This window comes from Corynebacterium tuscaniense, assembly GCF_008693065.1.
In the GTDB taxonomy this organism is placed as follows: Bacteria; Actinomycetota; Actinomycetes; order Mycobacteriales; family Mycobacteriaceae; genus Corynebacterium; species Corynebacterium tuscaniense.
Map to the genome: position 1 here is coordinate 1 of NZ_VXKH01000014.1, position 23,854 is coordinate 23,854.

Here is a 23,854-nt window from a genome sequence, read left to right on the forward strand (position 1 = left end):
CCACGCAGCCAGCAGCTCGGCCTGGACTACCGCGGGGCGGTGGCCACCGGTGCGCCGGCGTACGTGGAGGAGATCATCATCGCTGGTGGGCCCACCTTCCCTCCGGTGCCACTGCCAGCGGCGCTGAGCACCTACGGGCTGTACATTCTGACAGCGGTACAAGAGGCCTACCCGCACGTGGATCTGGATTCCGCACTGACGGAGGACGGCAAACGCATGCTCACGGAGGCGAAGAAGAGCTGCTTCCAGGAGGTCCGGGACGCGGCAGCGGGGACGAACCTGGCGCGGGCGTTTTCCAAGCCACTACGCAGCGTTCCCGGTCTGGAACAGGCGACGCGTGACCTCATGGGCACCCCCGTCGCTGGATATGACAAGCCGGTGTTCCTCGGCCACGGCCTCCAAGACCAGGACGTGCCCACCCCGATCGGGCTCATTCTGAACTCAGAGATGTGGCTGCGGCAGTTTATCGGTTCGCCACAGAACCAGAAGGTTGTGGTCAAGTGGTACCCGGCCGATCATGGCGGGACGGTGAATATGTCCACGGTGGATTCGGTGCCGTTCCTGCGGGAGATTCTGTCCTAGCGCGTGCGCCTGCGGGGTGGTGCCCGCTATCGGATGCGTGGCCCCACAACGTAGACTGCAATGAATGAACTGCAATAAACCAGGTGGATTCGCGGGCAGCTACCTAGTCGGCGAGCCGCGACCTGGCTTATTTGAATTCGTTTATTGCAGTTCATTCATCATGGTTTGCACCCCAACCCCGAGCCTTGCACCTACCTGAGTCAACGTGGGTATCACTTTATTCACGTGACATGGGGCACCGGCGTCATGAGGGGGCGGCTGAGACTACACCCGTCGAAGCTGCTCTACGAGTGTTAGACCTCGAGTTCGGGGTGGATGTGCTTGTCCACCACGACGCGTTCCTTCCAGAAGCCAGCCATGGCGATGAGGAAGGACACCACACCCACCGAGGTGAGCACGGTGAGAGCAACGGTGACGCGGTGATCCCCAGGGGCGGTGCCGAAGAGCACGTGGCGCATGAGGTCCACAGAGAACCGCATGGGGTCCCAGGAGTGCACCCACTGGATGAACTTCGGTTGCACCTCCGGCGGGTACAGGCCGTTGGACGCCACGAGCTGCAGTGACATGAGGATCATGGTGATCAAACGGCCGGTGGAGGGCCCGAAGATGGCGTAGATAGCCAGGATCGCCGTGACAAAGATGATGGCCACGTACGCCAGGGCGAAGAACATCTGCACCGGGTGCTCCGCATTGACGCCGAGGACGAGGTTTTGCATCCACCACAGGTGGAAAGCCTGAATCACACCCAGGGCGGCGGCGGGGATCCAGGAGCTCAACACCACGCGCAGCGGGCTTACACCGGAGTCAATGGCGCGCCGGGAAATCGGGTTGAACACCATGAACATGATCAGCCCGCCGAACCACAGAGAGAGGGAGAGGAAGAAGGGGGATAGGCCCACGCCGAACAGGGAGACATCATCCCCGGCGTTTTCCAGACGGACGGGGGAGCTGGCTACGGAGGAGGCGGAGTCGAGCTTTTTGCCGTCAAAACGCGGGACCTGGTCAGCGCCTTCGTTGAGTTTTAACGCGAGTTCACCGGAGCCATCATCTAGTTGTACAAGGCCGCTGTTCAGCTCATCCATACCGGCGACAAGTTGTTGGGTGCCGTCTGAAAGAACGTTGGAACCTTCGGACAGCGTGCGCACGCCGACGACGAGGCGGCTCGTGCCGTCACTGAGCTGGGAGGTGCCCGTGAGCAATTCCCCGGAACCATCATGAAGCAAGTGCAGAGCATTAGACAGAGACTGCGCACCGTCAGCAGCGGCATTGATACCACCCAAGAACTGAGCAGCCGGGTTATTTAGCTCATCCGACAGCCTGAACGCGCCGTCTTTCAATGCGCGCAACTGGGTGATTGTGGCCGGGTCCAGTGCAGTATCGATCATCTGCCGTGCCTCTGGGTTCACCGGAATACCAGCTGCTTCCTGGGCCTGGCGTGCTTGTGCCACAAGGTCACGTGCAGCCGGGCCACCTACCCGCTCTAAGTCCTCAATCGCGCGGTCAAGTGCACCATTGATCTGGTTGTATGCATCCTGCAATCCGGCAATCTGATCACCCACGGAAGTGACCCGATCAACGCCTTCGGCGATGGCGGCAGCACCTGCACCTAACTCGTTCGTGCCATCGCGCAGGCGGCCTAGCCCGTCGGCAAGTTTATCGGCACCGTCGGAGGCTTGGCCGAGACCGTCGTTGAGGCGCTGTGCGCCATTATTAAGCTGGTGAGCTCCGTCGTCGAGCTGGGTGACACCATCGACGAGGTCGGGCACTTTCTGCACCGCGTCCTGCACGCCGTCGTTGAGTTTGTTCGCGCCGTCGTCGAGGCGTTGGCTGCCGTCGCGGGCTTTGCCGGTGCCGTCGTGAAGCTTGTCCGCACCTTCACCCGCTTGGTTCATGCCATCGCCGATGGTGTTGAAACCCATGAACATCTGGCGCGAAATCTGCTCGCCCACGGTCCCACTAATCACCGAGGTCATCACACGCGTGACCTGATTACCCAGCATGGTGGGGATGAAACCGTTCGTGTTATTCAGCGTCACGTTGATCTTCGCTGGGTGTGGGTTATCCGAATTCACACTCACTGCGGCTTCGGAGAAATTCTTCGGGATTTCCACACCCAGGTAATACGTGCCGTTGCCAACGCCCTCGATAGCATCCTGCGCCGAGACTTCCACGAAGTTCATCGGCTCAACCTTGAGCAGCTCTTTGGTCACCTGGTCGCCGGCGCGCACTTCCTTCCCATCAGGGCCTTTGGCACCCTCATCGGAATTGACCAATGCCACCGGGATCTTGTTCAGGTTTCCCAGCGGATCCCAGTAACTCCATACGAACAAGCCGCCGAACAGAAGCGGCAGCAGCGTAATGGCGATGAGCGCCAAAGGTGGCAGCACACCCCGCAGAAGTTTGCGGAAGTGCGTGCCTACGTTCAGGCCTGAAATCATGCGTTCACCTGCTCTTCCTTTGCGTCCTTGGAGGCCTCTGAGGCCTCCAAGGCGGCCGGGGCATCGGCGTGCCGCAGATCCACAATCGCATCCGCGTGGTTATCCGGATCCTCGTTGACGGAGTTGACCAACACCGGCAGGTGCTGGGACACCTTGACCAGGTCATCGAGCACTTCCGCGCGCAGGCGGAGGCTGCGGATCTGATCAATATCGTCGATCACCAGGGCCTTCGCATCCGGCCGCGAGACCAGCGCCAGCAGCACGCGAAGGCGGAACCGGTCCTCCACGCTCAAATCGCCGATCTTGCAGGACACGTCCAGGTCTTCCAGGCTGAGCACGTCTAGCCACGGCTCCACATTCGGGTGTGCCAGCACATCACGCGGGACACGTTTGAAGAAGGGCTGACTCCAGGCGATCTGTTCTCGCAGGATATGGCGGGTGTCCATTTGGCGTTCAAGGCCGTCGAGCATGGTCATCCCGGCCATGGCCACGTCTTTGAAGCGCTCGCGTGGAGTTGTGTCCGCCCCGCTCAGTGCAATCGCGCCGCTGTACTGCTTGAATCGACCCGCCAAGGTCATGCACAGCGTTGATGAGCCTGACTCGCGCTCCGTAATCAGCAGAGTCAGGCCGTCGCCGATCTTAAACGTCAGCGGTTCGTCGCCTTTGCGGACGACAAGGTCCGTCACGTGAAAAATGGGTTCCACTTGTATGTGCCCCTGTAATTCTTTCGAAGTCTAAGCGGAGGATAGACTATCAGTTCTCCTCCGGGTATCATTCACCACGAGTTTGTCTAAGTCAAGGCGGATATCATGCGATCGGATGCAGTGTTAAGGCGCAAAAAGCTTATCGACGCCGCCTGTACCCTCTTCCGCTCCCAACCCTCCACCACGGTCACCCTCGAAGCGATTGCGTCCCGCGCCGGGGTCGGTATTGCCACCTTGTACCGCAACTTTCCTACCCGTGGTGACCTCGACGTTGCCTGCGGTATTCAGATGCTCACGGACATTGGGTTGCTCATCGAGGAACTCAAAGAAAACTTCCACACTGACCCCCGCGCCCAGTGGGACAGGTTTGTATGGAGGCTCCTTGATTTTGGTGCATGGCCACTCGTGGCGGCCATCGCGGCGGAAGACCTGGCTAAAAATCCCGAGCTAGCAGCCAAACGAGATGAAACCATCGCGGCCTTCCAAACCGCCCTTGACCTCGCCGTTCCCGCCGGCCTGGTTCCGCGCGACCTGACTCCACAGGAATTCGCCGAGGAAGTCTTCGTGGTCACCCGCCCACTCGGCGGCAAGCTCGGGGAACACCACCCCGACGTCCAAAACCGGCTGGTGGGTCGTTTGCTCACCGCATGGCGGAATGCGGACGAGCTACATGTTGGCTAGCTACATGTTGTTGCGCGGCTCAGTTCCTTCACGCTGATCATCCGCCAGAGCATCCAGGCTGGACAGCTGCTCATCGATGCTGGCCAGCAGCTCCTCATCCCGCTCCGCTGGCTCCTCGCTGAGCGGGCCGTGGTCGCTGCTGGCCTCGCTTCTGGCCTTGCTGGTGCCGGTTTCGGCACCAGCAAGGCGATCACGGGTGGTCATGGGAGCCGGCACCGAGGGGGATGCAGGCTTCGCAGGGGCGGTGGGCTTGGCGGGGGCCGACGGGTCCTCACGGAAGAGGAAGTACCACACCGCACCGGCGATACCGGCGAGCAGACCCAGCACGCCGACAGCGCGGCCAACGTTGCTCTTCTTTTCTTTCTTCTTCTGCTTCTTGGCCATCTTCTGTGCTGCCTTCCGCGCTTCCTTCTCCTCCTGTTCCTTGCGGAACTGGGCGCGGCGAGCATCCAAACGGTCATGCGCCGCGCGGGTCAGCGCACCGGCTTGGAGGCGTGCTGTGTCGAAAGGCTCGCCCTTCTCATTCGTGCTGGCCGGACGTGCCAGGGCGCGCATCGCCTCATAGACGTCACGCTGTTGCTCATCATTCATGTCGCGGTAGCGGCCGTAAAGGAGAGACGCTGCCTTGTACGCCATACCAAGAGTGCGAAGATTCATGCCGGGGATCTACCTTTCAGTCGGTTGTGTGCCTACCACCCTAATGAAAACTCACAGGGGACTAAGCGGTGCCAAAGTTGCCGTAAAAAGTGGACCGAGCGGTTCATTTTGAGAGCCATGCGGGAATTTATATTCATCACAGAATCGTCGATGATCTGCACTGATAGAGCGTGGGGGAGGGGAAGAGATTGGCCCCTTTCACCCGTCACACTAGATTCACAAACATTCACGCGCTGAGCCCAGCCAGAATGTATTACTCATCGACGAGCCGAAAGGACTCCTTCGTTGACTGAAGGACATTTCTCGTCGAGGCTGTCTGCATCCGCGCCTTTGGACCTCCTCGACGAAGCAGCAGAAACGTTGCCCACCGAGCACACGCACCGTGCCGGCACAGCACTGAGCTTCGAGCTCATCCCGCCACGGCATGACGCAGACGAGGCGAAACTTAATGACCTCATCGCCGGCCTCAACGCCTACGAGCCGGACTATGTCGCCGTGACCAGCTCCCACCGCTCCGGCTGGTTGGAGGGCACCGCCGACTTCATCGCTCGCCTCAACGCGCATCCCAACCTGCGCACCATTGCTCACCTCGCCTGCACCGCGGGCACCGAGGAAGAGCTCGCGGACTGGATCCGCCGCCTCATCCACTCCGGCGTGCGCGGTTTCCTCGCCCTGCGCGGGGACCTGCCCGAAGGCGAAACTAGCCTCCCAGACGGCTACCTGCAGTACGCCACCCAACTTCTTACCCTCATCCAGGACATCGAGGACGAAAACGCGTACCGTCTCGCCGCCGGCAAACTCGCTCTCTCCGTGGCGTGCTACCCCTCCGGCCACGCCGAATCCGCCACCCCGGACCTAGACCTGGACGTGTTGCTGTCCAAGCAGCGCCTCGGCGCGGACTTTGCCATCACCCAGCTCTTCTTCGAGGCAGAGGACTACCTCCGCTTTGTCGAGCAATCCCGGATGGCGGGCGTAAGAATCCCCCTGATCCCCGGCATCATGCCTATGACCAGCCTGAAAAGGGCTCAGCGCATGGGCGTGCTGTCGGGGATTGAGGTGCCGGAAAGGGTCGTCGAAAAGCTGCAAAATGCCGAAGACGAATATGAGGCCGGCATGGAGCTGACCGTCGAACTCGCCGCAAAACTTCTCGACGCCGGCGTGGGCGGCCTCCACATCTACACCCACAACAACCTCGCAGTGACACAAGACCTACTGTCACGGCTCGGCATAGAACCCAAAAACTAGGAATAAAGGAGTAAAAGTGACCACTTTCCCCAAGGCCACCATCGAGGGCTACCCTCGCATCGGCGCAAACCGCGAACTCAAGCGCGCACTCGAGTCCTACTGGGCTGGGCGTATCGACGCGGAGACCTTCCGCACCACCACCCGCGCCCTGCGCATTGACACCTACAACCACCTGCGCGACCTCGGCCTGACCGAGGACTACGCCATCCCGGCTGACGTCGCTTACTACGACCAGGTCCTCGAGACCGGCCTCACCGTCGGCCTCATCGCCGGTGGCACTGACCTCGACGAAGAATTCGCCTTCGCCCGCGGCAACGACACCCGCGTGCCGCTGGAGATGACCAAGTGGTTCGACACCAACTACCACTACCTCGTGCCGGAAGTTGAGGCTGGTCAGGCGATTACGCCGGCGCCAGAACGCGTGCTTCGCCTGGTTGCCGAGGCACAGGAAGCCGGACACAAGGTCCGCCCGGCACTTGTCGGCCCGGTTACCCTGCTCGCCCTGTCCAAGCCGGTCGAGTGGTCCCTGCTGGACTCCCTGGTGGATGCCTACGCTGCTGTTTTCGCTGCGCTGAAGGATGCCGGGGTCGAGTGGGTCCAGGTCGCTGAGCCCGCACTCGTCGCTGACCTGTCCACCCCGGACGCTGAGCTGGCCAAGTACACCGAGCAGGCATGGTCCAAGCTGCTGGGCTCCGACAACCGCCCGAAGGTCTACGTGACCACCCCATACGGCTCCGTACGCAAGGGCCTCGACGCCCTGGCTGCTGTCGCCCCGGACGCTGTCCACGTTGACCTGTCCCCGTGGACCCTCGACGCCGACGCCGACTACCCCTCCCGCGTCGCCGCAGCTTTCGCCGGCAAGAACACCACCCTCGTTGCCGGGCTTATCGACGGCCGCAATGTCTGGGCCGCCAACCTCCGCGACAAAGTCGAGGTGCTGAACAAACTGGGCGCTACCTCCGTGTCCACCTCCACCTCCCTCCAGCACGTGCCGCACACCCTCAACGCCGAGAGGAACCTCCCGGTTGAGGTCGCACCGTGGCTCTCCTTCGCCGACGAGAAGATCGAGGAAATCAAGGCACTCGTCGCCGGTGAGTCCGAAGCACCGGAAGCCTTCGGCCGATCCGACCGCGCAGCACGCACCCGTGCGGAGTCGACTCGGATCCACAACGCGGACGTCGTGAAGCGTGTTGAGGCCCTGCCGTCCGGCACCGTACAGCGCCAGCCGGAGTTCGCGCAGCGCCAGGAAGCCCAGAAGGCACTTGGCCTGCCGCTTCTGCCCACCACCACGATCGGGTCCTTCCCGCAGACCACCGAGATCCGCAAGGCACGCGCCGACCACCGCGCCGGCGAGCTCACCGACGAGCAATACAACGAGGCCCTCAAGCAGGAAGTCAAGAACGTCATCGAGCTCCAGGAGCGCCTTGGTCTCGACGTCCTCGTCCACGGCGAGCCCGAGCGCAACGACATGGTGCAGTACTTCGCCGAGCTTCTCGACGGCTTCGTTGTCACCGAAAACGGCTGGGTCCAGTCCTACGGCTCCCGCTGCACCCGTCCGCCAATCGTTGTTGGCGACGTCTCCCGCCCGGAGGCCATGACCACCGAATGGTCTGCCTACGCCCAGTCCCTGTCCGACAAGCCAGTCAAGGGCATGCTCACCGGACCCGTCACCATCCTGGCCTGGTCCTTCAAGCGTGACGACGTCCCGCTTAGCGTCTCCGCCGACCAGATCGGTGTGGCCCTGGCTGATGAGGTTGCTGACCTGGAGAAGGCCGGCATCAAGGTCATCCAGATCGACGAGCCAGCCCTGCGCGAGCTCCTCCCGTTGCGCGCCGAGGACCGCCCGTCCTACCTCGACTGGGCTGTCCGTGCCTTCCGCCTCGTGTCGTTGCAGGCAGAGCCTTCAACCCAGATCCACACCCACCTCTGCTACTCCGAGTTCGGCCAAATCATCGACGCCGTCGCCGGGCTCGACGCCGACGTCACCTCCATCGAGGCCGCACGCTCCAAGATGGAACTGCTTGAAGACATCGACGAGACCTTCCACTCCGAAATCGGCCCCGGCGTGTGGGACATCCACTCCCCGCGCGTCCCGTCCAAGGAGGAAATCGTCGAACTGATCAAGGCCGCCCTGGTCAACGTCCCGGCTGACCGCCTCTGGGTCAACCCGGATTGTGGACTGAAGACCCGCGGCTACGCCGAGGTCGAGCCGTCCCTGATCAACATGGTCGCCGCCCGCGACGAGGTCGTGGCCGGGCTTTAAGCCTTAAGCCCTAGACCACGCCTACGCTCACACCGGCCTAAGCACCCGCGCCCCGGTCAGCCGTTCTTGGTTGCCGAGGCCTTGTGCGTTGATGGACTGGTTGAACGATCCGGTTTGACTATCGCCCTGAACTGCGAACGGTGACCTGGGGTTTCGCCCCGCGGCGATCGCCATTGTCAAACCGAACCACACAGCCTGTTTTTGGGCATGCCGAAAGACCAGCTGTTGCTGGCTTTCAGCATGAGGTGTGAGGTGTCTCGCTTATCTTCCGTAGAGCAGTGTCATCGCTCCGTAGGGGTGGACGGTATTAGCCACCAAGTATCCCCGGGGTGATCGCCAGGTTGGTGTGCCGCGGATGTTTTCCACCCTGCCCCGGTAGGCGTGTTCCGGGTCATCATCGTTGGTGCGGTTGTGATAGCGACACAGCATCGCCAGGTTATCCATATTGGTGTGCCCGCCTTTCGACCAGGCACGGATGTGGTGGACTTGACAGTTATCGGCAGCATGCCGGCACTCCGGTACCGGGCAGGTTGGCAGTGTGGCCCGTGCCAGGTCGCGTTGTTTACGGTTGGCGAACCGTTGCGTGTCATACAGGTTGACCGCACCTTCCTGCGGGTGGAATAACGCCACCTCCAACTCGGCCCCGTGGTGCTGCGTCAGGTAGTCCGCACCGGTGATCGTCGTGCCATCGGTAAGCCCCAGGATGGTGTCGTCGCCGTCACCGCCGATGATGGTGATGTAGTCCGGCAGTGGGACCAGGATCAGCGGGCGGGGCACAGCAGGTGCCACAGCTGGGGCAACAGAAGCCGGGGTTGTGGCTTCGTTGTCCTCAGAAGGGCGCAGGCCGAGCATCGTCATGAATGTTTCGTACATCTGTGGGCCAGCAGGACCATCCCCGAGGCCCTGGCGTGAGGCGTACTCGATGGCTGCAGCGTCTTCTTCTCTAGCCGTGATGATGATAGGGCGCCTCTTTTTACGTGAGCGCCCAAACCCCAACGTTGGTTCCGCGGCGGGTTTGTCCACCTCCGGGACGATGGTCTTCGCCCGACGCTGAAGCGTTGCATAATCCCCCGGGACGGAAAGCAACGCCAAACGCAGGTCCCATCTCTGACCGGGGTTGGTAACCTCGGTCAGACGTGTCTCGATGTAGGCAAGTTGATCCAAGGACTTCTGCGTGGACCGAGCTACCTTGATCGCGTTGGCTTGTTTACGGGTGAACGTCGTCTTCCCGTAGTAGACCGCGTGGAGCTTGGTCCATTCGCGAACACGAGCAGGGCTGCAGCCGGTATCACGGAGGACCTGGGCATCAAAGGATGCCAAGGTCTCGATCGGGTTCGTTAAACCCGCCACGAGCGCTGCAAAAGGATTCATGCCGGCAACGCTAAACCGAAACCAGAAAACGCGCGAGAAGGGTCTGAAAATCCTGTGGATAACCGGAAAAACGATCCACAGGGTGCGCACACTGAAGCGCGCGCAGGAGACCGAAGGCCAGCGAAAACGGACCGGTTCCACGAAAACTCAAAAAAGATTTAGACACTCGGCGCGGAACTAAACTGATCATGCCACGCCGGCACCAGACACACTTTTGATCCTTAACCCTATTAGCCCTTTAATCCCAAGAAGAAAACCGCCGAGCAGTTCACATCGGCGGTGTTTCTCATTATTTACGGGTTTTAATCCGTCTTGTGTTCTCCAGACTAATGGATGTGCCGTCCTGCGAGTATTCAGGCGCGTCGCACGAATCTCGCGGTCGTCACAGCAGATCCCGGCGTGAGCGCGGCCTTACGCGAATGCGTTCAGGCCGGTCATCTTCTGGCCCAGGATGAGGGTGTGCATTTCATCGGTGCCCTCGTAGGTGCGCACGGATTCGAGGTTCGCGGCGTGGCGGATGGGGGAGTACTCGTGTTGGATGCCGTTTCCTCCGAGGATGGTGCGTGCTTCGCGGGCGATCTCGATGGCTACGCGGGTATTTTGCAGTTTGGCCACGGAGATCTGGGAGATGTCCAGGGTGCCGGCGTCTTTCTGGCGGCCGACGTGCAGGGCCAGCAGGTAGCCCTGGTTCAAACCGATTGCCATGTCTACCAGCTTCTTCTGGGTGAGCTGGAAGCCGGCGATGGGTTTGCCAAATTGGGTGCGCTCTTGGGCGTAGGCCAGTGCGCACTCGATGGAGTCACGCGCAGCACCGAGCACACCCCAGCCGATGCCGTAGCGTGCTTCGTTGAGGCACATCAGGGGTGCTTTGAGGCCGAAGCGGCCGGCAAGGATCTTGTCTTCGCCGACGAGGGCATCCTTCAGGTAGATGTGCGCCTGGGTGGATACGCGCATGGAGAGTTTGCGGTCGATCTGCTGCGGGTTGAAGCCGGGAGTGCCCTTTTCCACGATGAACCCAGCAACGGTTTCTTCCCGGCCTTCTGGGATTCCGTCGAGGCCTGCGGCGGCGAGGTCAGCGGTGGAGACCTTGGCCCAAATGATGGTCAGGTCGGCGTAGTGGGACAGGCCGATCCAGCGCTTCTCACCGTTGAGAACCCAGCCTTCACCCGGCTTGTAGGTGGCGCGGGTGGTCATAGAGGCGGGGTCTGAACCAGCAAACGGTTCGGTCAGGCCGAAGGCGCCGAGTAGTTCCGCGGCGGCCATCTTGGGCAGGTACTTTTCCTTCTGCTCCTCGGTGCCGTGGAGGTGGATGGAGGTCATGGCCAGGGAGCCGAGGACGGAGAAGATGGTGCGCAGGCCGGAGTCAGCGGCTTCGACTTCGAGCATGGCCAGGCCGTAGTCGACGGCGGAGCGGCCGGGGCAGCCGTAGCCGGACAGGTGGGCACCGATCATGCCTTTCTCGGCGAAGCGGGGGATGAGTTCGAAGGGTACGTGTGCGTCTTCGTACCACTGGCCGACGTGGGGTTTGATTTCGGTTTCGACGAATGCGCGGACGTCATCGCGCCATGCGATCTCGTCGGGGGAGAGGAGGCTGTCGAAGTTGAGCAGGTCGGTTGCAAAAGTCATGATGGGTCCTTTCTCGGGGTTGAGATGAAAGTAGTGGGGGTTATTCGGTTGAGGTCTTGGCCGGGGTGGTGGCGATCCATTCCAGGACGTCGTCGCGGTCTTCGTCGAGGCCCGGCGCGGCCTTGGTGTATTGGATGGCGCCGGAGCTCATGTCCAAGGGGTTGGACACGAAGGGGATTTCGTCGGTGCCGTCCTTGGTTCGGATGCGCACGACGGGTTCTAGCCCAAGATCGTCGGCAAAGTGCACGGCTTCGCGCACGGTGAGGATCGGGGCGATGGGGAGGCCTTTGGTGCGGAATAGGTCGATCCATTCCTGCGCGTTCTTCGCCGCCAGCAGGTCGTGCAGGATGGGTCTCAGTGTTTCGCGGTTGGTGTTGCGTTGTTCGTTGGTGGCAAAGCGCGGGTCGTCGATAAGCTCGGGCGCGCCGAGCCCCTCGGCGAAGACCGCGAATTGTTTGTTGTTGCCCACGGCGATGACCAGTTCGCGGTCTTTGGCGGGGAAGGGGCCGTACGGGAAGATCGACGGGTGGTCGTTGCCCGTGCGGGTCATTTCCGCGTCAGATGCCACGGCGGCGGAGGTCATGTTGACCATGGAGGACAATGCCGCCGAGAGCAGGTTTGTGCGGATTGTTTCGCCGCCACCTCCGAACCGTTCGCGGCGCAGGAGGGAGGCGAGGATGCCGACGGCGGTGTGGAGGCCTGTGAGCACGTCGATAAACGCGTAACCTGCTTTTTGCGGTGGCCCATCGGGCGAGCCCGTGATGGACATGAAGCCACTTGATGCCTGAATGAGCATGTCATAGCCCGGAAGCTGCGCGCCGGCGCGTGAGCCGAAGCCCGTGATCTTCGCGTGGATCAGATCAGGCCATCGCTTTTCGACGCTCTCCGGGTCCAGCCCGAACTTATCTAAACTGCCCACCCGGAAGTTATCGATGAGCACGTCTGCACGGTCAATGATCGCGTACGCCGTTTCCAGGTCGTCTGGGTTTTTCAGGTTGAGTTTGATGGAGTTCTTGTTGCGGTTGATGGACAGGTAGTACGTGCCCACATCGCCGCGCTTAGGCGGAACCCACTGGCGAGTGTCATCACCGGTGGGACCTTCTACCTTGATCACGGTGGCGCCCAGGTCCGCGAGCAGCATCGTCGCGTAAGGGCCCGCGAGGACGCGGGAGAAATCCGCTACAACAATGCCGTGCAGGGGGCCACCTTGAGGTTGTTGGAGTGCCATTCTTACTGTCCTTTGTTTGATTTCCTGGTTCTTTTCGCTGCCTGGGTTGCCTGTTCCAATTCTTCGATGAACTTGTCATCCTCAATATTGGAGCGCCGGGCAGAGTCTTGCAGCATGTTCCATTGAGAATCCGGTACAGCCTCGGCGCTGCCGTGCCAGAAGAAAAGCCTGCGTGCTTCCCTGCGCAGGGAGATCTCCTTCTTCAACTCATGGCGGTGCGTCCACCACGCCCAGCCGATGATGACCATGATGAGTAGACCCATGTAACCCAGAACCGGGTAGACCCAGCCGATGAGGTTGCTGAAGCCGATGAAGCTGAGCACGAAACCAATCAGCACGGCGGCAACGTAGATGGGGTAGAAATTTTTCGGTTTGTTGCGGGCGAGGCGCTTGCCAAAGGCGTAGAACATGCCGATCGCGGTGTTGTAGATCATGCCGTAGATGGCAAATGTCATTACAAGACCAAGTACTGGGTTGATCGCGGTGATCATGGCCTGCGTTGGCATCTCATTGTCCTGGACGGTGTCCACGCTGAGGTACAGCGAGGTAACCAACATGGCCAGCAGGAGCAGGAAGCAGGCGCCACCGGCCAGGCCACCCCAGCCCGCTTCACGCGGGTCAAAGAGGTTGCCGCCGATGACGATGGCCATGGATACCCCGACGATGATCTGCAAGCCAATACTGTTGATCGCCGCTACCCACCAGTTAGGCAGGGTGGTAGGAATCTGTGTTGCCTGTTCGTGCAGGGTGGAAAAGTCCGGCTCAGCGGTGGCGATGGTCCAAATTGTGGCAATGGCGATCATGACAATGATCAACGGCGTCAAGGCACCAATAGCCACCGTCACCTTGTCCACGTCCAGCAAGCCGGTGAGCAGAACCAGCACCAGCATGATGGTAGCCCCGATCCACACCGGCCAGCCGAACTGCTGGTTCAGGTTTGCTCCCGCACCGGCGAACATGGCGAAGCCGATGCAGAACAAGCACACCAGTGTCGCGCCATCAAGAATCTTGGACACGATCGGCCCGGAGATAGCGTCAAACACACCCGTGTGTTCCTTCGCTCGGTGGTAGCTGCCCAGCTGAAGCATGGCAAAACCGGTGAGCGTCAGTGCGAGTGAGGTGAGGAATGCGCCGAGCAGACCCCAGTTGCCAAAGGCGACGAAGTACTGGAGGGACTCGCGGCCAGAGGCGAAGCTGGCGCCGACCAGAACGCCGACGAAGGCCATGGCGATCTCAAGGACTCTGAGTTTCATGGGTGTAGCCCTTTCTCATGGGTTGTGGTTGGAGGTTTGCGGAGGGTTAGGAGCCGATGTAGCGGATGTCCAGGTATTCTTCGATTCCTTCGGCGCCGCCTTCCCGGCCGAAACCGGACTGCTTAATGCCGCCGAATGGGGCGGCGATGTCGGTGATCATGCCTCGGTTGATGCCCACCATTCCGGCATTGAGCTCTTTGGCAAAGCGCTGGCAGGTGTGCACGTTTTCGGAGAACCCGTAGGATGCCAAGCCGAACTCCGTGTCATTAGCCTTTTCAATCGCCTCATCTAGCGTGCTGAACGTGCTCACGGTGGCCACCGGGCCGAAGATCTCCTCACGCAGGATGCGTGCATCCGCGGGGATGCCACTGAGTACCGTTGGCGGATAGAAGTAGCCGGTCTGCTCCGGTATCTCACCACCACGGTGGACGGTGGCGCCGGCCTCAACCGTTTCGGTGACCAGTGCATGGATGCGGTCGCGCTGCGCAGCGGTAATCATGGGGCCCAAGGTGGTGTCTTCCTCCAGGCCATTGCCCATGACAACCTTGTCCATTTTTTCGGAGAGGCGCTGGGTGAACTCGTTGGCAATTGATTCGTGCACGAGGAAGCGGTTGGCTGCCACGCACACCTCACCGCCGTTGCGGAGTTTCGCCTGCATAGCGCAGGTGAGCGCGAGCTCCATGTCCGCGTCTTCCGCCACCACGAAGGGTGCATTGCCGCCCAGCTCCATCGATGCGCGCTGCAGGTTCTGCGCGGACTGCCGCATGAGGATCTTGCCTACCGCGGTGGAACCGGTGAAGGTGATCTTGCGCAGGCGGGCATCCGCCATCAATGTTTCAGACAGCTTGGCGGCGTCGGTGGTGGGGAGGATCTGGATGAGGTTCCTAGGGGCGCTGAAACGCTCCAGCACATCCGCGATGACCTGGCCCAGCAGCAGCATGGACAGCGGGGTCTCCGCGGCGGGTTTGACCAGCACTGGGCAGCCAGCTGCCAGCGCGGGGGCGATCTTGCGCGCGCCCATGGCCAGCGGGAAATTCCACGGCGTGATTGCCAGCACCGGACCAACCGGGGTGCGCGTCACCACAATGTCACCAGCACCCGCTGGTGACTGCGCGTACCGGCCGGGGATGCGCACAGCTTCCTCGCCGAACCAGCGGAAATAATCCGCCGTGTTCGCCGTTTCTCCGCGTGCCTCAATGAGTGGTTTGCCCATCTCTAAGGTCATCGTGCGCGCGAATTCTTCCTGGCGTGCCATGATTTCCTTGTAGATCGCGTGGCAAATGTCCGCCTTCTTCCGCGGCGTGAACGCCACATATGCTTTTTGCGTATCGACGGCCCGAGCAAGCGCCCCAAGCCAATCCTCCGCCTCCGTGTTCACCACGTGCGCAATGGTTTTTTCCGTAGCCGGGTTGACCACATCAAAATGTTCACGGCGTGCGGAGGTATCAGCACGTGGATCCAGCGGCAGATCGGTGGGCAGCTGGGGGTCTTTAAACAAGGTCATAATCGTCTCACTCCTTGGGTGTACGCGGTGGCTAGAAGGTGTTCTTCAACGCGGCAACGAGGATCTCCAGCCCCTCGTTCAACAGCGCCTCCGGGATCACCAATGGGGGCAGAAGCCGGATGACATTGCCATCAACACCACAGGTCAGGGTGATCACACCCTGCTCTTTACAGGCATTAGCTACTGCTGCGGTGCGCTCCGCCGTATCCAACTCAATGGCCATCATTGCGCCACGGCCACGCACATCCTTGACCTCCTCATGTGCCAGCAACGGCTCGAGGTGGGTACGGATGATGGCCTCAATCTCACGGGCGCGACCACACAGATCGTTCTCTTCGATCTCCTCAAACACAGCCATCGCTGCCGCACAGGCCAGCGGGTTACCGGCATACGTGCCACCCAGTGCGCCGGGGCCAGGAGCGTCCATGATCTCCGCACGGCCAGTCACAGCGGACAGTGGCATGCCGTCCGCCAATGCTTTTGCGGAGGTGATCATGTCTGGTTCCACCCCTTCGTGGCTACAGGCGAACATGTCACCGGTGCGGGCCAAGCCTGCCTGGATCTCATCGGCCACAAAGACAACGTTGTTCTCGCGGCACCATGTTGCAATGGCCGGCATGAAACCCTCCGCCGGCTCAATGAAGCCACCTTCGCCCTGAATGGATTCCAGGACCACGCACGCCAAGTTCTCCACACCAATCTGGCCTTCGAGCACGCGGATCGCGCGGTCAGCTGCCTCCTGGCCCGACAGGCCATCACGCAGCGGGTACGACATGGGCAGGCGGTGAACATCGGAGGCAAATGGACCAAAGCCAGTCTTGTACGGCTTGTTCTTCGCAGTCATGGCCAGCGTGAAGTTCGTGCGACCATGGTAGGCGTTATCAAAGGTGGCCACAGCGAATTTTCCGGTGTACGCGCGGGCGATCTTTACAGCGTTTTCCACGGCTTCCGCACCGGAGTTGAACAACGCAGTCTTTTTCGGGAAGTCACCCGGGGTCAGCTCATTGAGCTTCTCGCACACGTCGATGAAACCTTCGTAGCCGGTGACCAAAAAGCAGGTGTGGGTAAACTTCTGTGCTGCCTTAGTGACAGCTGCGGTCACGCGAGGATTGGACACACCTACCGAGGTCACGGCGATGCCGGAGGCAAAGTCGATGAGGGAGTTCCCGTCGACGTCGATAAGCACCCCGCCATCACCATCCACGATGTACCGCGGAAGGCCGGGCACCAAAGCCCGTGCGACAGCGTGCTCGCGACGCGCGTCCAGGCGGGCATTGTCTCCCTCCGTAGGCGCGCTCGTGATGGTGCGCTTCTGCGGGAGGCGGTAGGTGAGGTCTTGCATGATCACTCCTTCTCTACTGAGGACTTCGTGTAGTCAAACCAGTATGTGGTGAAGAAGGTGATGTCCGTCATGTACAGTACGGCGAAAAATGTTGGACGAATTGTACGCAGTGGAGATTGTGTGATGTTCCCTTTTAGTTTTTTGACCAAAAACTCTCGCCTCGGCGTCACCGAAATTATCTCCGCACCCACCGCCAGCTTCTCCGTCGTGCAGACCAATGAACTAGAAGCCCCTGAACACTTCATCCAGCCCGAATCTTTCGTCCTCACCGTTGGCGCCGCTTTCCGCGATCGCTGCGAGGAGTTGCCTGCCTACATCCAGCACCTCGCTGAGCAAGGGGCCGTGGCCGTGGGCTTTGGTATCAGTGATGTCTTTAGCTCCGTGCCCGAACCGGTCATTGACAGCGCCCGGAAACACAATATTGGCCTGTACGAAGTTGCACGCCCCGTCCCGTTTTCGCGCATTGTCAGCGCCGTCTACGAGGAACAACACCGCCGCTCCACCGCCGAACAACACCAGCGCGCCTATGCCCAACAGCAACTCTTGCAGGCACAGGAAAAACTCACCCGTACCGCCATTTCGGGTGACATGAAAGCACTGACCCGCGACGTTGCTGAATCTCTCGAAGCGCGCGTAGCAATTTCCGACGCCAACGGGCGCATCATCGCGGAACAAGTAGCGCGCAGCTACAACGCGATGAAAAAGACCCACACCACTTCATACAAAATCAGCTCAGAGACCCAACAGCCCTACATCGTTGATGTCACCTCCACGCGAGTGATCACGGGGGAGGACCGCTCGCTCATCCGCCACTACGCTGGACTAGCAGCAACATTGCTTTCCCGGCCAGCCCAACTCCGGCGGGTGCACAACCAGATCAACTCCTATGCCCTGCGCATCCAACTGGGAATCAAGAACGCCGAGGAGCTCTACGCCGACAGTGTCGACGCCCCCGTGGACGCCGATGGCTTTGCCCGCCCGATTGTCATTGCCACGCAATCGCGTCGTGCCATGCAGACAGTCCTAGACACTCTCGACCGCCATGCCCACAATCGCGACCAACTGCTTCATGCTCTTCGCCTGACTGAAACCACCTTCCTCCTCGTCGTGCGCCCCGAGATAAACATCCGCCACATTCTCGATGACCTCGGCGAACACTCCAGTCGAGTGCGCATCGCCGCCGGTAGCCCCGTCGTTTTGGCAGGGCTCACCCCCGAACACGTGGGGCAACTCGAAGCCCGCACGCGCACACTCCGGCCGGGAGATGTCTCCCAAACCAGCGACACCAACTTGCCTTGGCTGCATGAACCCGCCGTGGCCCAAGCGCTGGCTGCCCGACGAGAAGAAATTTTCGGCCGCCTGAACAGTTACGATGCCGCGCACGGCACGGAACTAGAGAAGACCCTCGCCGTCTTTCTCCGCCACAGCGCCCAGCTGGCAAACACCGCTGACGCCCTCGGGGTGCACCGGCACACCGTGCGCACCCGCATTGAGAAAGTCCAACACATGTGCGAAATCAGCCTGGACAACCCCGCGCATTTCTCGGAGGCCTACTTGGCCATGACGGCGTTTGATGGGTAGGGGGCGCAGCTTGCCTATTGTGCTTGGCGGCTAGTTGGTTAGTGAAGCTCATTGGGAACAAACGTGAACAATTCTTTGCACTATCTGTGAGATTGAGTAGTATTTTACTCAATCGAGACCCCCTCCAAGCTTCTCATTAGAACAGCGCAATATGAGAGGGGGGCTTGTTATTCTTGAGTCTGTGAACAGGCGGAAAGACTATCTGTCTATCCAAGAGCAGGTAGACAAAATTGTTTCTCGGGGGCTGCGAATCCCGTCTGAAAAAGATGTTGCTCATTTCTTGGAGCGGAATAACTACTACCGGTTTTCCGGCTATATGCGCTACTTCCAAGAAGATCTTGCGAACGGAAACGACGCCTTCGTCACTGATGTTGCGTGGGGCGAAATCGTTGACTTGTATGAATTGGATGCGCGCCTGAGGTCCTTTTTAATGGACGGAATCCAGCAAGCCGAAGTTGCTACGCGAACAGCCTTTGCACTGAGTACGGTCAAAAGAACCCTTTGTGAGTAAGTACCGTAAGGATGCAATGGGGACGGGTTCTGCCTGGCTGAAGGACGTTCCGGTGTGGGTGGCAGTGGAGACCTTTTCCCTGGGCACGCTTTCTAAAGCCATCACATACAGGAATGATGGTGGACACGTATACGCGGCGACATGTTCCACACTGGGGGTAGGTAAACCGTTTCTTGCTAGTCAGTTGCGTTCCTTCACTTTTCTAAGGAACAAGTGGGCTCATTCATCGCGTTTGTGGAACAGCTTCACTCGTGACCAACCAAGGGTTCCAGATAGCGCGAAGAACCGTGCTGAAAGGTTACTTGGGGCACCTTACGAGCCAAACTCTGTGCTTGCGACGATCGTGGCTCTTGATAATTTCCTCTTCCGCACTGGCATGCGGGTGGGGTTCCTCGAGGAGTGCCTGGACCTCACTGCAGGGAACCCGCTATTTCGGCGGGGAATTGCAGACCCGCAGAACTCGTAGAAACGCTCGTGGTGCCGAACGCTCCTTTGGGGCCGGAGCCCCCAACCCTAGGCCCGTGCCCGCCGTGCGAGGGTGTTGCCCAGGGACTGGATGGCCTGGACGATGATGATGAGGATGATCACGGTCATGAGCATCGCGATGGAGTCGAACTGCTGGTAGCCGTAGGAAATGGCCAGGTCGCCGACACCGCCGCCGCCGATGGTGCCGGCCATTGCGGTGGCGGAGATGAGCCCGATGGTGGCGGTGGTAATCGCCAGGATGATGGAGGACTTGGCCTCGGGCAGGAGGAAGTAGCGGATGGTTTGGAAGAGGGTCGCTCCCATGGAGTTCGCGGCTTCGGTGATGCCGGGGTTGACTTCGAGGAGGGATTGCTCGATGAGCCGGGCGATGAATGGCGCGATGTAGAGGGTCAGTGGCACCAGCGCCGCGGTGGTGCCAATGGCGGTACCAGCGATGACGCGGGTGAATGGGGAGATGGCCACCAGCAGGATGATAAACGGCAGGGAGCGGATGATGTTCACCATCACGTTGAGTACCCCGTAGACCGCCCGGCTGGGTTTCAGTCCGCCGGGCCGGGTGATCACCAGTGCGAGCGCCAGCGGAATGCCTAGCAGCGCGCCGATGAACAGGGAGGCGCCCACCATGTACAGGGTTTCGCCGAAGGAGTCGACGTACATCTCCGGCGTGACGCGGGATCCGGTGGTGTCGCGCCACCACGAATTGAGCTGGTTCATCTGTTACACCTCGTAGTTCTTCACCAGGGCACGCGCGAGCGCTTCACGCGCGGTGGGGTCGAGTGCGGGCGGGATGACGGTGTCCACGAACTTCCTGGTCAGCTCGTGTCGCGGGTTGGTGAACACGCGGGCGACGGGCCCATATTCCACGAGGCGACCCTCCGAAAGCACAGCCACATCATCAGCCAGGCGCGCTATCACGTCGATTTGGTGGGTGATGATGAGGATGGTCACGCCCAGTTCCTTATTAATATTGCTCAGCAAATCAAGGATCTGGTTGGTGGTGATGGGGTCGAGGGCGGAGGTGGGTTCGTCGCAAAGCAGCACAGTAGGATCCGTGATCAGCGCACGCGCGATGCCCACGCGTTGACGTTGCCCGCCGGACAGTTGGCGCGGTTTGTGCTCCGCGCGGTCAGACAGGCCGACCATCTCCAGCACGTCCGCGGTGCGGCGTGCAATATCGCTTTTCGACGCTTTCAGCAACCTCAACGGCGTCGCCACATTCTCCGCCACCGTCTTGGTTTCGAGGAGATTGCTGCTTTGGAAGACCATGCCCACATCACGCCGTAAACCCCGCAGCTCCGCCGTGCTGAGAGTGGCTGGTTCGCGGCCAAGCACAGTGACGGAACCAGAGGTGGGGGTTTCCAGCCCGTTGACCGTGCGGATCAGCGTGGACTTGCCGGCACCCGAGGTACCCACGACACCGCTCACGCTGCCTTTCGGCACTGTGAAGGAGATGTCGTCGAGGGCGGTGAAGGAACCGTTGCGGGTCTGGAAAGTTTTGGAGACGTGGTCGAATACAACAGCGTCGATATCTTCAGGCATTAGTTCAGGGAATCCGGGAAGAACCAGTAGTTGTTGGTGTTCTGGGAGTCGAAGTACTTCTTGAACTCCTCGGAGCGGTACGCCTCAGACACAGCCTTGGCCCACGGGGTATCCTGCTTACCCTCGGTGGTCACTGCCACGAGGATGAGCTCCGGACGCAGGTTTTCCTGGAAACGCTGCAGGTTCGGGTCCAGGCCCGCGGAATAGCTCATGGAGCCAGGAATGACCGCCCAATCCAGGTCCGGCAGCGAACGGGACAGGTTGGCGGAATCCATGGGCTTGATGTCCAGGTTGTGCGGGTTTTCGTCGATATCCGCCTCAGACAGCAGTGCTTCGTCGGCGTCATCGCGGAGGGTGATCCAGCCGGCGTCCACGAGCACATGGATCGCGCGCGACTTATTGGAGCCATCGAGCGGGATACCCACGGACTGCCCGTCGGCGACGTCCTCGAGCTTCTCGTGCTTCTCCGAGTACAGGCCAGCCGGAACCGTAGGCACCTCCGTGATGGAGACCAGGTTGGCGTTCTTTTCCTTATTGAAGACCTCCAGCCACGCGGTGTGCTGTTCCACGTTCAAGTCCGCATTGCCCTCAGCCAAAGCGGTATCGGCCTGGGTGAGGTCGGTGAAGTTGGTGTACTCGAGGGTGTAGCCGTCCTTCTCCAGGATCGGGGCAACACCCTCCTGGAAAAGTTCCGAGTACGGGCCAGGGGATGTTGCCACGCGGATAGTCTTGGTATCGCCGGTGCCGGCGGGGTCAGAGCCTGCGTCATCGGAGCCGCATGCAACCAGCCCGAAGGATAGTGCTGCAGCTGTAGAAACCGCTGCGATCTTCCTCAACATGGATGAAGGTCCTTTCACATGAATTCATAAGTTTGTTTGTGAATAGGCACAGAGTCTAAACAGGGCGGTATATAAACGCAAGACAGACTTGTCTACCCAGATTCTGCACGGGTAGGTCTGCAGTACACGGGCCCTATCGCGTACTCTGGTGCCCATGACACAGAAGACTCAAACACTGACGTTCCACACCAACCATGGCGACATCAAGGTTGACCTCTTTGGCAACCACGCACCGAACACCGTGGACATCATCACCGGCCTGGCCAAGGGCACCCAGGAGTACACCACCAAGAACGCCTCCGGCACCACCGAGGGCCCGTTCTACGACGGTGCTATCTTCCACCGCATCATCCCTGGTTTCATGATCCAGGGCGGTGACCCGACCGGCACCGGCACCGGCGGCCCCGGTTTCCAGTTTGCTGATGAGTTCCACCCGGAGCTCCAGTTTGACCGCCCGTACCTCCTGGCCATGGCTAACGCTGGCCCGGGCACCAACGGCTCCCAGTTCTTCATCACCGTGGCCGCCACCCCGTGGCTGAACAACCGCCACACCATCTTCGGCGAGGTCACCGATGAGGCTTCCCGCAAGGTCGTCGACGAACTGGCCAACGTGCAGACCGGCCGCATGGACCGCCCGGTTGAGGACGTTGTGATCAACTCTGTGACCGTCGAGTAAGTGAAAAAGCTTCTTTACGGGGCCCCCGCCACAACAGTCATTGCCGTGTTGTGTGCGGGGGTTTTCCTGCTCACCGCTGTGCAATCCCGCTCGGTGTCAGACGTCATCTGGGGTTCCGGCATCGGATCAACATTCGTGCTGTGGGGCCCCGCTGTCAGCGCCACCGATATGGGGATTCTGCGTGCGCTCACCGCGGGTTTCCTCCACGTGGACATCTCCCACCTGACCATCAACCTGATCACCCTCGTTGTCATTGGCGCCGTGGTGGAAAGAGCCGTTGGCACTGGCCCCTACGTGGTGGCCTACCTGGCCGGCGTGCTCGGTGGGTCCGCGGCCGTGCTCACCTTTGCGTGGGACCAGCCTACCGCCGGAGCCTCCGGGGCGTTGTACATGCTCATGGCTATTTTGGTGGGCATTGCTGCCCGGAGCCATGCGGATCTACGCGCCCCACTCGTGCTGGTGTTGGGCAACGTTGCCTACACCTTGCTCAGCCCCGAAGTGAGCCTGTGGGGGCACCTCGGTGGATTGGCTATCGGCGCGCTCATGGCCGGGCCGTTGACCTCCCCCGACGAGCGTGTCCGCTGGGCCGGGGCTGGCGTTGGCTTTGCTCTTGCCAGCGCTGCCGCGGGTATCTATGCAGCCGGCGTTTAGCGTCTAAACGGACAGTGGGCTGCGCACCGCGCACACAACGGGGGGACAAGTGCGTGATCATATCCACACATTTCACAACCGGACGTAGAAGAGTTATCCACAGGTTGTGGACAAACATGTGAGTAAATCACATTCGCCCCACATTCCACAGCCTGTGAAGGAAAGACGGTATGGGAATCCTCATTGGTGACCAGCGCATTACACAGTGGGGGAAAGCAAGTGTGGAGATCACCCACCCGAAAATGTGAAGAAAAAAGCGGGATGTTGAATTGTGGATAACCCCGCACCCTATCCACATGAAAAAGCCAGCGCCCACATGAGTGGAAGCGCTGGCTAAAAAGAGCGGACTAGGGGGGTTAACGCCACCCCATGGTCATCAGCAGACCCAAGATCAAGCCGCCGAAACCAATGAGATAGTTCCACGGGCCCAGCTCATTCATCACTGGGATGGACGGACCAGCGAGATAGTTCACGATCATCCACAACAGACCAATGAGCATGAGGCCAAACATCAGGGCCTTGTACCACACGGGCGTGCCACCCGTATTGATCTTCACCGGGGTGCGGTTTGCACCGGTGGACGTGGTCAGCGGAGCGCTGGTGTTGTCTTTAGTGACCTTTGCCTTAGGCATGACGGCGAATGTCCTTTACCTTTACTTTTACCTGCAACTGATGTG

At 60.5% G+C, this 23,854-nt stretch carries 20 protein-coding genes and 2 pseudogenes; 9 read left to right on the forward strand and 13 right to left on the reverse strand.

The genetic code is table 11. The features are described from left to right. Nucleotides 1-582: pseudogene (locus F4V54_RS11430) on the forward strand (hypothetical protein); the annotation flags it as partial. 293 nt (nucleotides 583-875) lie between these two features. Here F4V54_RS11430 and F4V54_RS04440 read toward each other — a convergent pair. Together F4V54_RS04440 and F4V54_RS04445 are read right to left on the reverse strand one after the other, a co-directional pair. Then, a complete protein-coding gene (locus tag F4V54_RS04440) occupies nucleotides 876-3,020 on the reverse strand; it encodes a YhgE/Pip domain-containing protein (protein ID WP_150386380.1) in 2,145 nt (714 codons plus the stop codon). Next, entirely contained in the window at nucleotides 3,017-3,706 is a 690-nt protein-coding gene (locus F4V54_RS04445; RefSeq protein ID WP_211359462.1) for a hypothetical protein, read from the reverse strand. The genes F4V54_RS04440 and F4V54_RS04445 overlap by 4 nt, the downstream gene beginning before the upstream one ends. Nucleotides 3,707-3,829: 123 nt before the next feature. On the opposite strand from F4V54_RS04445, the gene F4V54_RS04450 reads away from it, so the two are divergent. Further along, a complete protein-coding gene (locus F4V54_RS04450; protein ID WP_150386381.1) occupies nucleotides 3,830-4,405 on the forward strand; it encodes a TetR/AcrR family transcriptional regulator in 576 nt (191 codons plus the stop codon). Here F4V54_RS04450 and F4V54_RS04455 read toward each other — a convergent pair whose 3' ends face one another. Continuing rightward, nucleotides 4,406-5,062 carry a flagellar basal body-associated FliL family protein gene (locus F4V54_RS04455; RefSeq protein ID WP_150386382.1) on the reverse strand — a complete coding sequence of 219 codons (657 nt, stop codon included), beginning with the start codon at nucleotides 5,060-5,062 and terminating at the stop codon, nucleotides 4,406-4,408. A gap of 285 nt (nucleotides 5,063-5,347) precedes the next feature. On the opposite strand from F4V54_RS04455, the gene F4V54_RS04460 reads away from it, so the two are divergent. Both F4V54_RS04460 and metE read left to right on the forward strand, forming a co-directional pair. Then, a complete protein-coding gene (locus tag F4V54_RS04460; protein WP_150386383.1) occupies nucleotides 5,348-6,307 on the forward strand; it encodes a methylenetetrahydrofolate reductase in 960 nt (319 codons plus the stop codon). Nucleotides 6,308-6,323: 16 nt separating this feature from the next. Continuing rightward, the gene (gene metE / locus F4V54_RS04465) at nucleotides 6,324-8,570 is read left to right on the forward strand and encodes a 5-methyltetrahydropteroyltriglutamate--homocysteine S-methyltransferase (protein ID WP_150386384.1); all 2,247 of its coding nucleotides are present in this window, start codon (nucleotides 6,324-6,326) and stop codon (nucleotides 8,568-8,570) included. A 261-nt stretch (nucleotides 8,571-8,831) separates the two neighbouring features. Here metE and F4V54_RS04470 read toward each other — a convergent pair whose 3' ends face one another. The 6 genes from F4V54_RS04470 to gabT all read right to left on the reverse strand — a co-directional run bounded on the left by F4V54_RS04470 (nucleotide 8,832) and on the right by gabT (nucleotide 16,894). Beyond that, nucleotides 8,832-9,941, reverse strand: coding sequence for an HNH endonuclease signature motif containing protein (locus tag F4V54_RS04470; RefSeq protein ID WP_150386385.1), 1,110 nt, complete (start codon nucleotides 9,939-9,941; stop codon nucleotides 8,832-8,834). A 411-nt stretch (nucleotides 9,942-10,352) separates the two neighbouring features. Beyond that, nucleotides 10,353-11,567 carry an acyl-CoA dehydrogenase family protein gene (locus F4V54_RS04475; protein WP_034663791.1) on the reverse strand — a complete coding sequence of 405 codons (1,215 nt, stop codon included), beginning with the start codon at nucleotides 11,565-11,567 and terminating at the stop codon, nucleotides 10,353-10,355. A 40-nt stretch (nucleotides 11,568-11,607) separates the two neighbouring features. Further along, the gene (locus F4V54_RS04480) at nucleotides 11,608-12,795 is read right to left on the reverse strand and encodes a CaiB/BaiF CoA transferase family protein (protein WP_150386386.1); all 1,188 of its coding nucleotides are present in this window, start codon (nucleotides 12,793-12,795) and stop codon (nucleotides 11,608-11,610) included. Nucleotides 12,796-12,797: 2 nt separating this feature from the next. After that, nucleotides 12,798-14,048, reverse strand: coding sequence for a YkvI family membrane protein (locus tag F4V54_RS04485; protein WP_034663785.1), 1,251 nt, complete (start codon nucleotides 14,046-14,048; stop codon nucleotides 12,798-12,800). Nucleotides 14,049-14,094: 46 nt separating this feature from the next. Then, nucleotides 14,095-15,552, reverse strand: a complete 1,458-nt coding sequence (locus F4V54_RS04490; protein WP_150386387.1) for an NAD-dependent succinate-semialdehyde dehydrogenase — start codon at nucleotides 15,550-15,552, stop codon at nucleotides 14,095-14,097. 31 nt (nucleotides 15,553-15,583) lie between these two features. Further along, nucleotides 15,584-16,894, reverse strand: a complete 1,311-nt coding sequence (gene gabT, locus F4V54_RS04495) for a 4-aminobutyrate--2-oxoglutarate transaminase (RefSeq protein WP_034663780.1) — start codon at nucleotides 16,892-16,894, stop codon at nucleotides 15,584-15,586. Nucleotides 16,895-17,017: 123 nt separating this feature from the next. On the opposite strand from gabT, the gene F4V54_RS04500 reads away from it, so the two are divergent. From F4V54_RS04500 to F4V54_RS04505, 3 genes are all read left to right on the forward strand, one after another. Further along, the gene (locus F4V54_RS04500; RefSeq protein WP_034663777.1) at nucleotides 17,018-18,475 is read left to right on the forward strand and encodes a helix-turn-helix domain-containing protein; all 1,458 of its coding nucleotides are present in this window, start codon (nucleotides 17,018-17,020) and stop codon (nucleotides 18,473-18,475) included. Between the two features lie 181 nt (nucleotides 18,476-18,656). Next, nucleotides 18,657-18,986, forward strand: coding sequence for an Abi family protein (locus F4V54_RS11845; protein WP_269544881.1), 330 nt, complete (start codon nucleotides 18,657-18,659; stop codon nucleotides 18,984-18,986). After that, nucleotides 18,979-19,452 (forward strand): Abi family protein, encoded by a 474-nt coding sequence (locus F4V54_RS04505; protein ID WP_282958575.1) that lies wholly within the window; start codon nucleotides 18,979-18,981, stop codon nucleotides 19,450-19,452. Before F4V54_RS11845 ends, F4V54_RS04505 begins: the two co-directional genes overlap by 8 nt. Nucleotides 19,453-19,499: 47 nt before the next feature. Here F4V54_RS04505 and F4V54_RS04510 read toward each other — a convergent pair whose 3' ends face one another. From F4V54_RS04510 to F4V54_RS04520, 3 genes and pseudogenes are all read right to left on the reverse strand, one after another. Further along, the gene (locus F4V54_RS04510; RefSeq protein WP_102723644.1) at nucleotides 19,500-20,186 is read right to left on the reverse strand and encodes a methionine ABC transporter permease; all 687 of its coding nucleotides are present in this window, start codon (nucleotides 20,184-20,186) and stop codon (nucleotides 19,500-19,502) included. A 51-nt stretch (nucleotides 20,187-20,237) separates the two neighbouring features. Then, a pseudogene (locus tag F4V54_RS04515) lies at nucleotides 20,238-21,011 on the reverse strand (methionine ABC transporter ATP-binding protein); the annotation flags it as partial. Beyond that, on the reverse strand, nucleotides 21,011-21,850 hold the full coding sequence (locus F4V54_RS04520; RefSeq protein ID WP_150386390.1) for a MetQ/NlpA family ABC transporter substrate-binding protein: 840 nt from the start codon (nucleotides 21,848-21,850) through the stop codon (nucleotides 21,011-21,013). The gene F4V54_RS04520 and the pseudogene F4V54_RS04515, both read right to left, overlap by 1 nt. A 154-nt stretch (nucleotides 21,851-22,004) precedes the next feature. Between F4V54_RS04520 and F4V54_RS04525 the strand changes: the two genes are divergently transcribed. Further along, nucleotides 22,005-22,526: a peptidylprolyl isomerase gene (locus tag F4V54_RS04525; RefSeq protein WP_150386391.1), complete on the forward strand. Its 522-nt coding sequence runs from the start codon at nucleotides 22,005-22,007 to the stop codon at nucleotides 22,524-22,526. Further along, complete coding sequence (locus tag F4V54_RS04530) at nucleotides 22,527-23,177, forward strand: rhomboid family intramembrane serine protease (RefSeq protein WP_034663772.1); 651 nt, start codon at nucleotides 22,527-22,529, stop codon at nucleotides 23,175-23,177. It begins immediately after the preceding gene. Nucleotides 23,178-23,533: 356 nt separating this feature from the next. Here the strand turns inward: F4V54_RS04530 and crgA are convergent, their stop codons facing one another. Beyond that, entirely contained in the window at nucleotides 23,534-23,809 is a 276-nt protein-coding gene (gene crgA / locus F4V54_RS04535; RefSeq protein WP_034663769.1) for a cell division protein CrgA, read from the reverse strand. Nucleotides 23,810-23,854 lie beyond the last annotated feature (45 nt).

Excerpts from the sequence above, each read along its gene's own strand:
- F4V54_RS04440 (WP_150386380.1), bottom strand. The coding sequence starts at position 3,020 with ATGATTTCAGGCCTGAACGTAGGCACGCACTTCCGCAAACTTCTGCGG.
- F4V54_RS04450 (WP_150386381.1), top strand. The coding sequence starts at position 3,830 with ATGCGATCGGATGCAGTGTTAAGGCGCAAAAAGCTTATCGACGCCGCC.
- F4V54_RS04455 (WP_150386382.1), bottom strand. The coding sequence starts at position 5,062 with ATGAATCTTCGCACTCTTGGTATGGCGTACAAGGCAGCGTCTCTCCTT.
- F4V54_RS04470 (WP_150386385.1), bottom strand. The coding sequence starts at position 9,941 with ATGAATCCTTTTGCAGCGCTCGTGGCGGGTTTAACGAACCCGATCGAG.
- F4V54_RS04475 (WP_034663791.1), bottom strand. The coding sequence starts at position 11,567 with ATGACTTTTGCAACCGACCTGCTCAACTTCGACAGCCTCCTCTCCCCC.
- F4V54_RS04480 (WP_150386386.1), bottom strand. The coding sequence starts at position 12,795 with ATGGCACTCCAACAACCTCAAGGTGGCCCCCTGCACGGCATTGTTGTA.
- F4V54_RS04485 (WP_034663785.1), bottom strand. The coding sequence starts at position 14,048 with ATGAAACTCAGAGTCCTTGAGATCGCCATGGCCTTCGTCGGCGTTCTG.
- F4V54_RS04490 (WP_150386387.1), bottom strand. The coding sequence starts at position 15,552 with ATGACCTTGTTTAAAGACCCCCAGCTGCCCACCGATCTGCCGCTGGAT.
- gabT (WP_034663780.1), bottom strand. The coding sequence starts at position 16,894 with ATGCAAGACCTCACCTACCGCCTCCCGCAGAAGCGCACCATCACGAGC.
- F4V54_RS04500 (WP_034663777.1), top strand. The coding sequence starts at position 17,018 with ATGTTCCCTTTTAGTTTTTTGACCAAAAACTCTCGCCTCGGCGTCACC.
- F4V54_RS04510 (WP_102723644.1), bottom strand. The coding sequence starts at position 20,186 with ATGAACCAGCTCAATTCGTGGTGGCGCGACACCACCGGATCCCGCGTC.
- F4V54_RS04520 (WP_150386390.1), bottom strand. The coding sequence starts at position 21,850 with ATGTTGAGGAAGATCGCAGCGGTTTCTACAGCTGCAGCACTATCCTTC.
- F4V54_RS04525 (WP_150386391.1), top strand. The coding sequence starts at position 22,005 with ATGACACAGAAGACTCAAACACTGACGTTCCACACCAACCATGGCGAC.
- crgA (WP_034663769.1), bottom strand. The coding sequence starts at position 23,809 with ATGCCTAAGGCAAAGGTCACTAAAGACAACACCAGCGCTCCGCTGACC.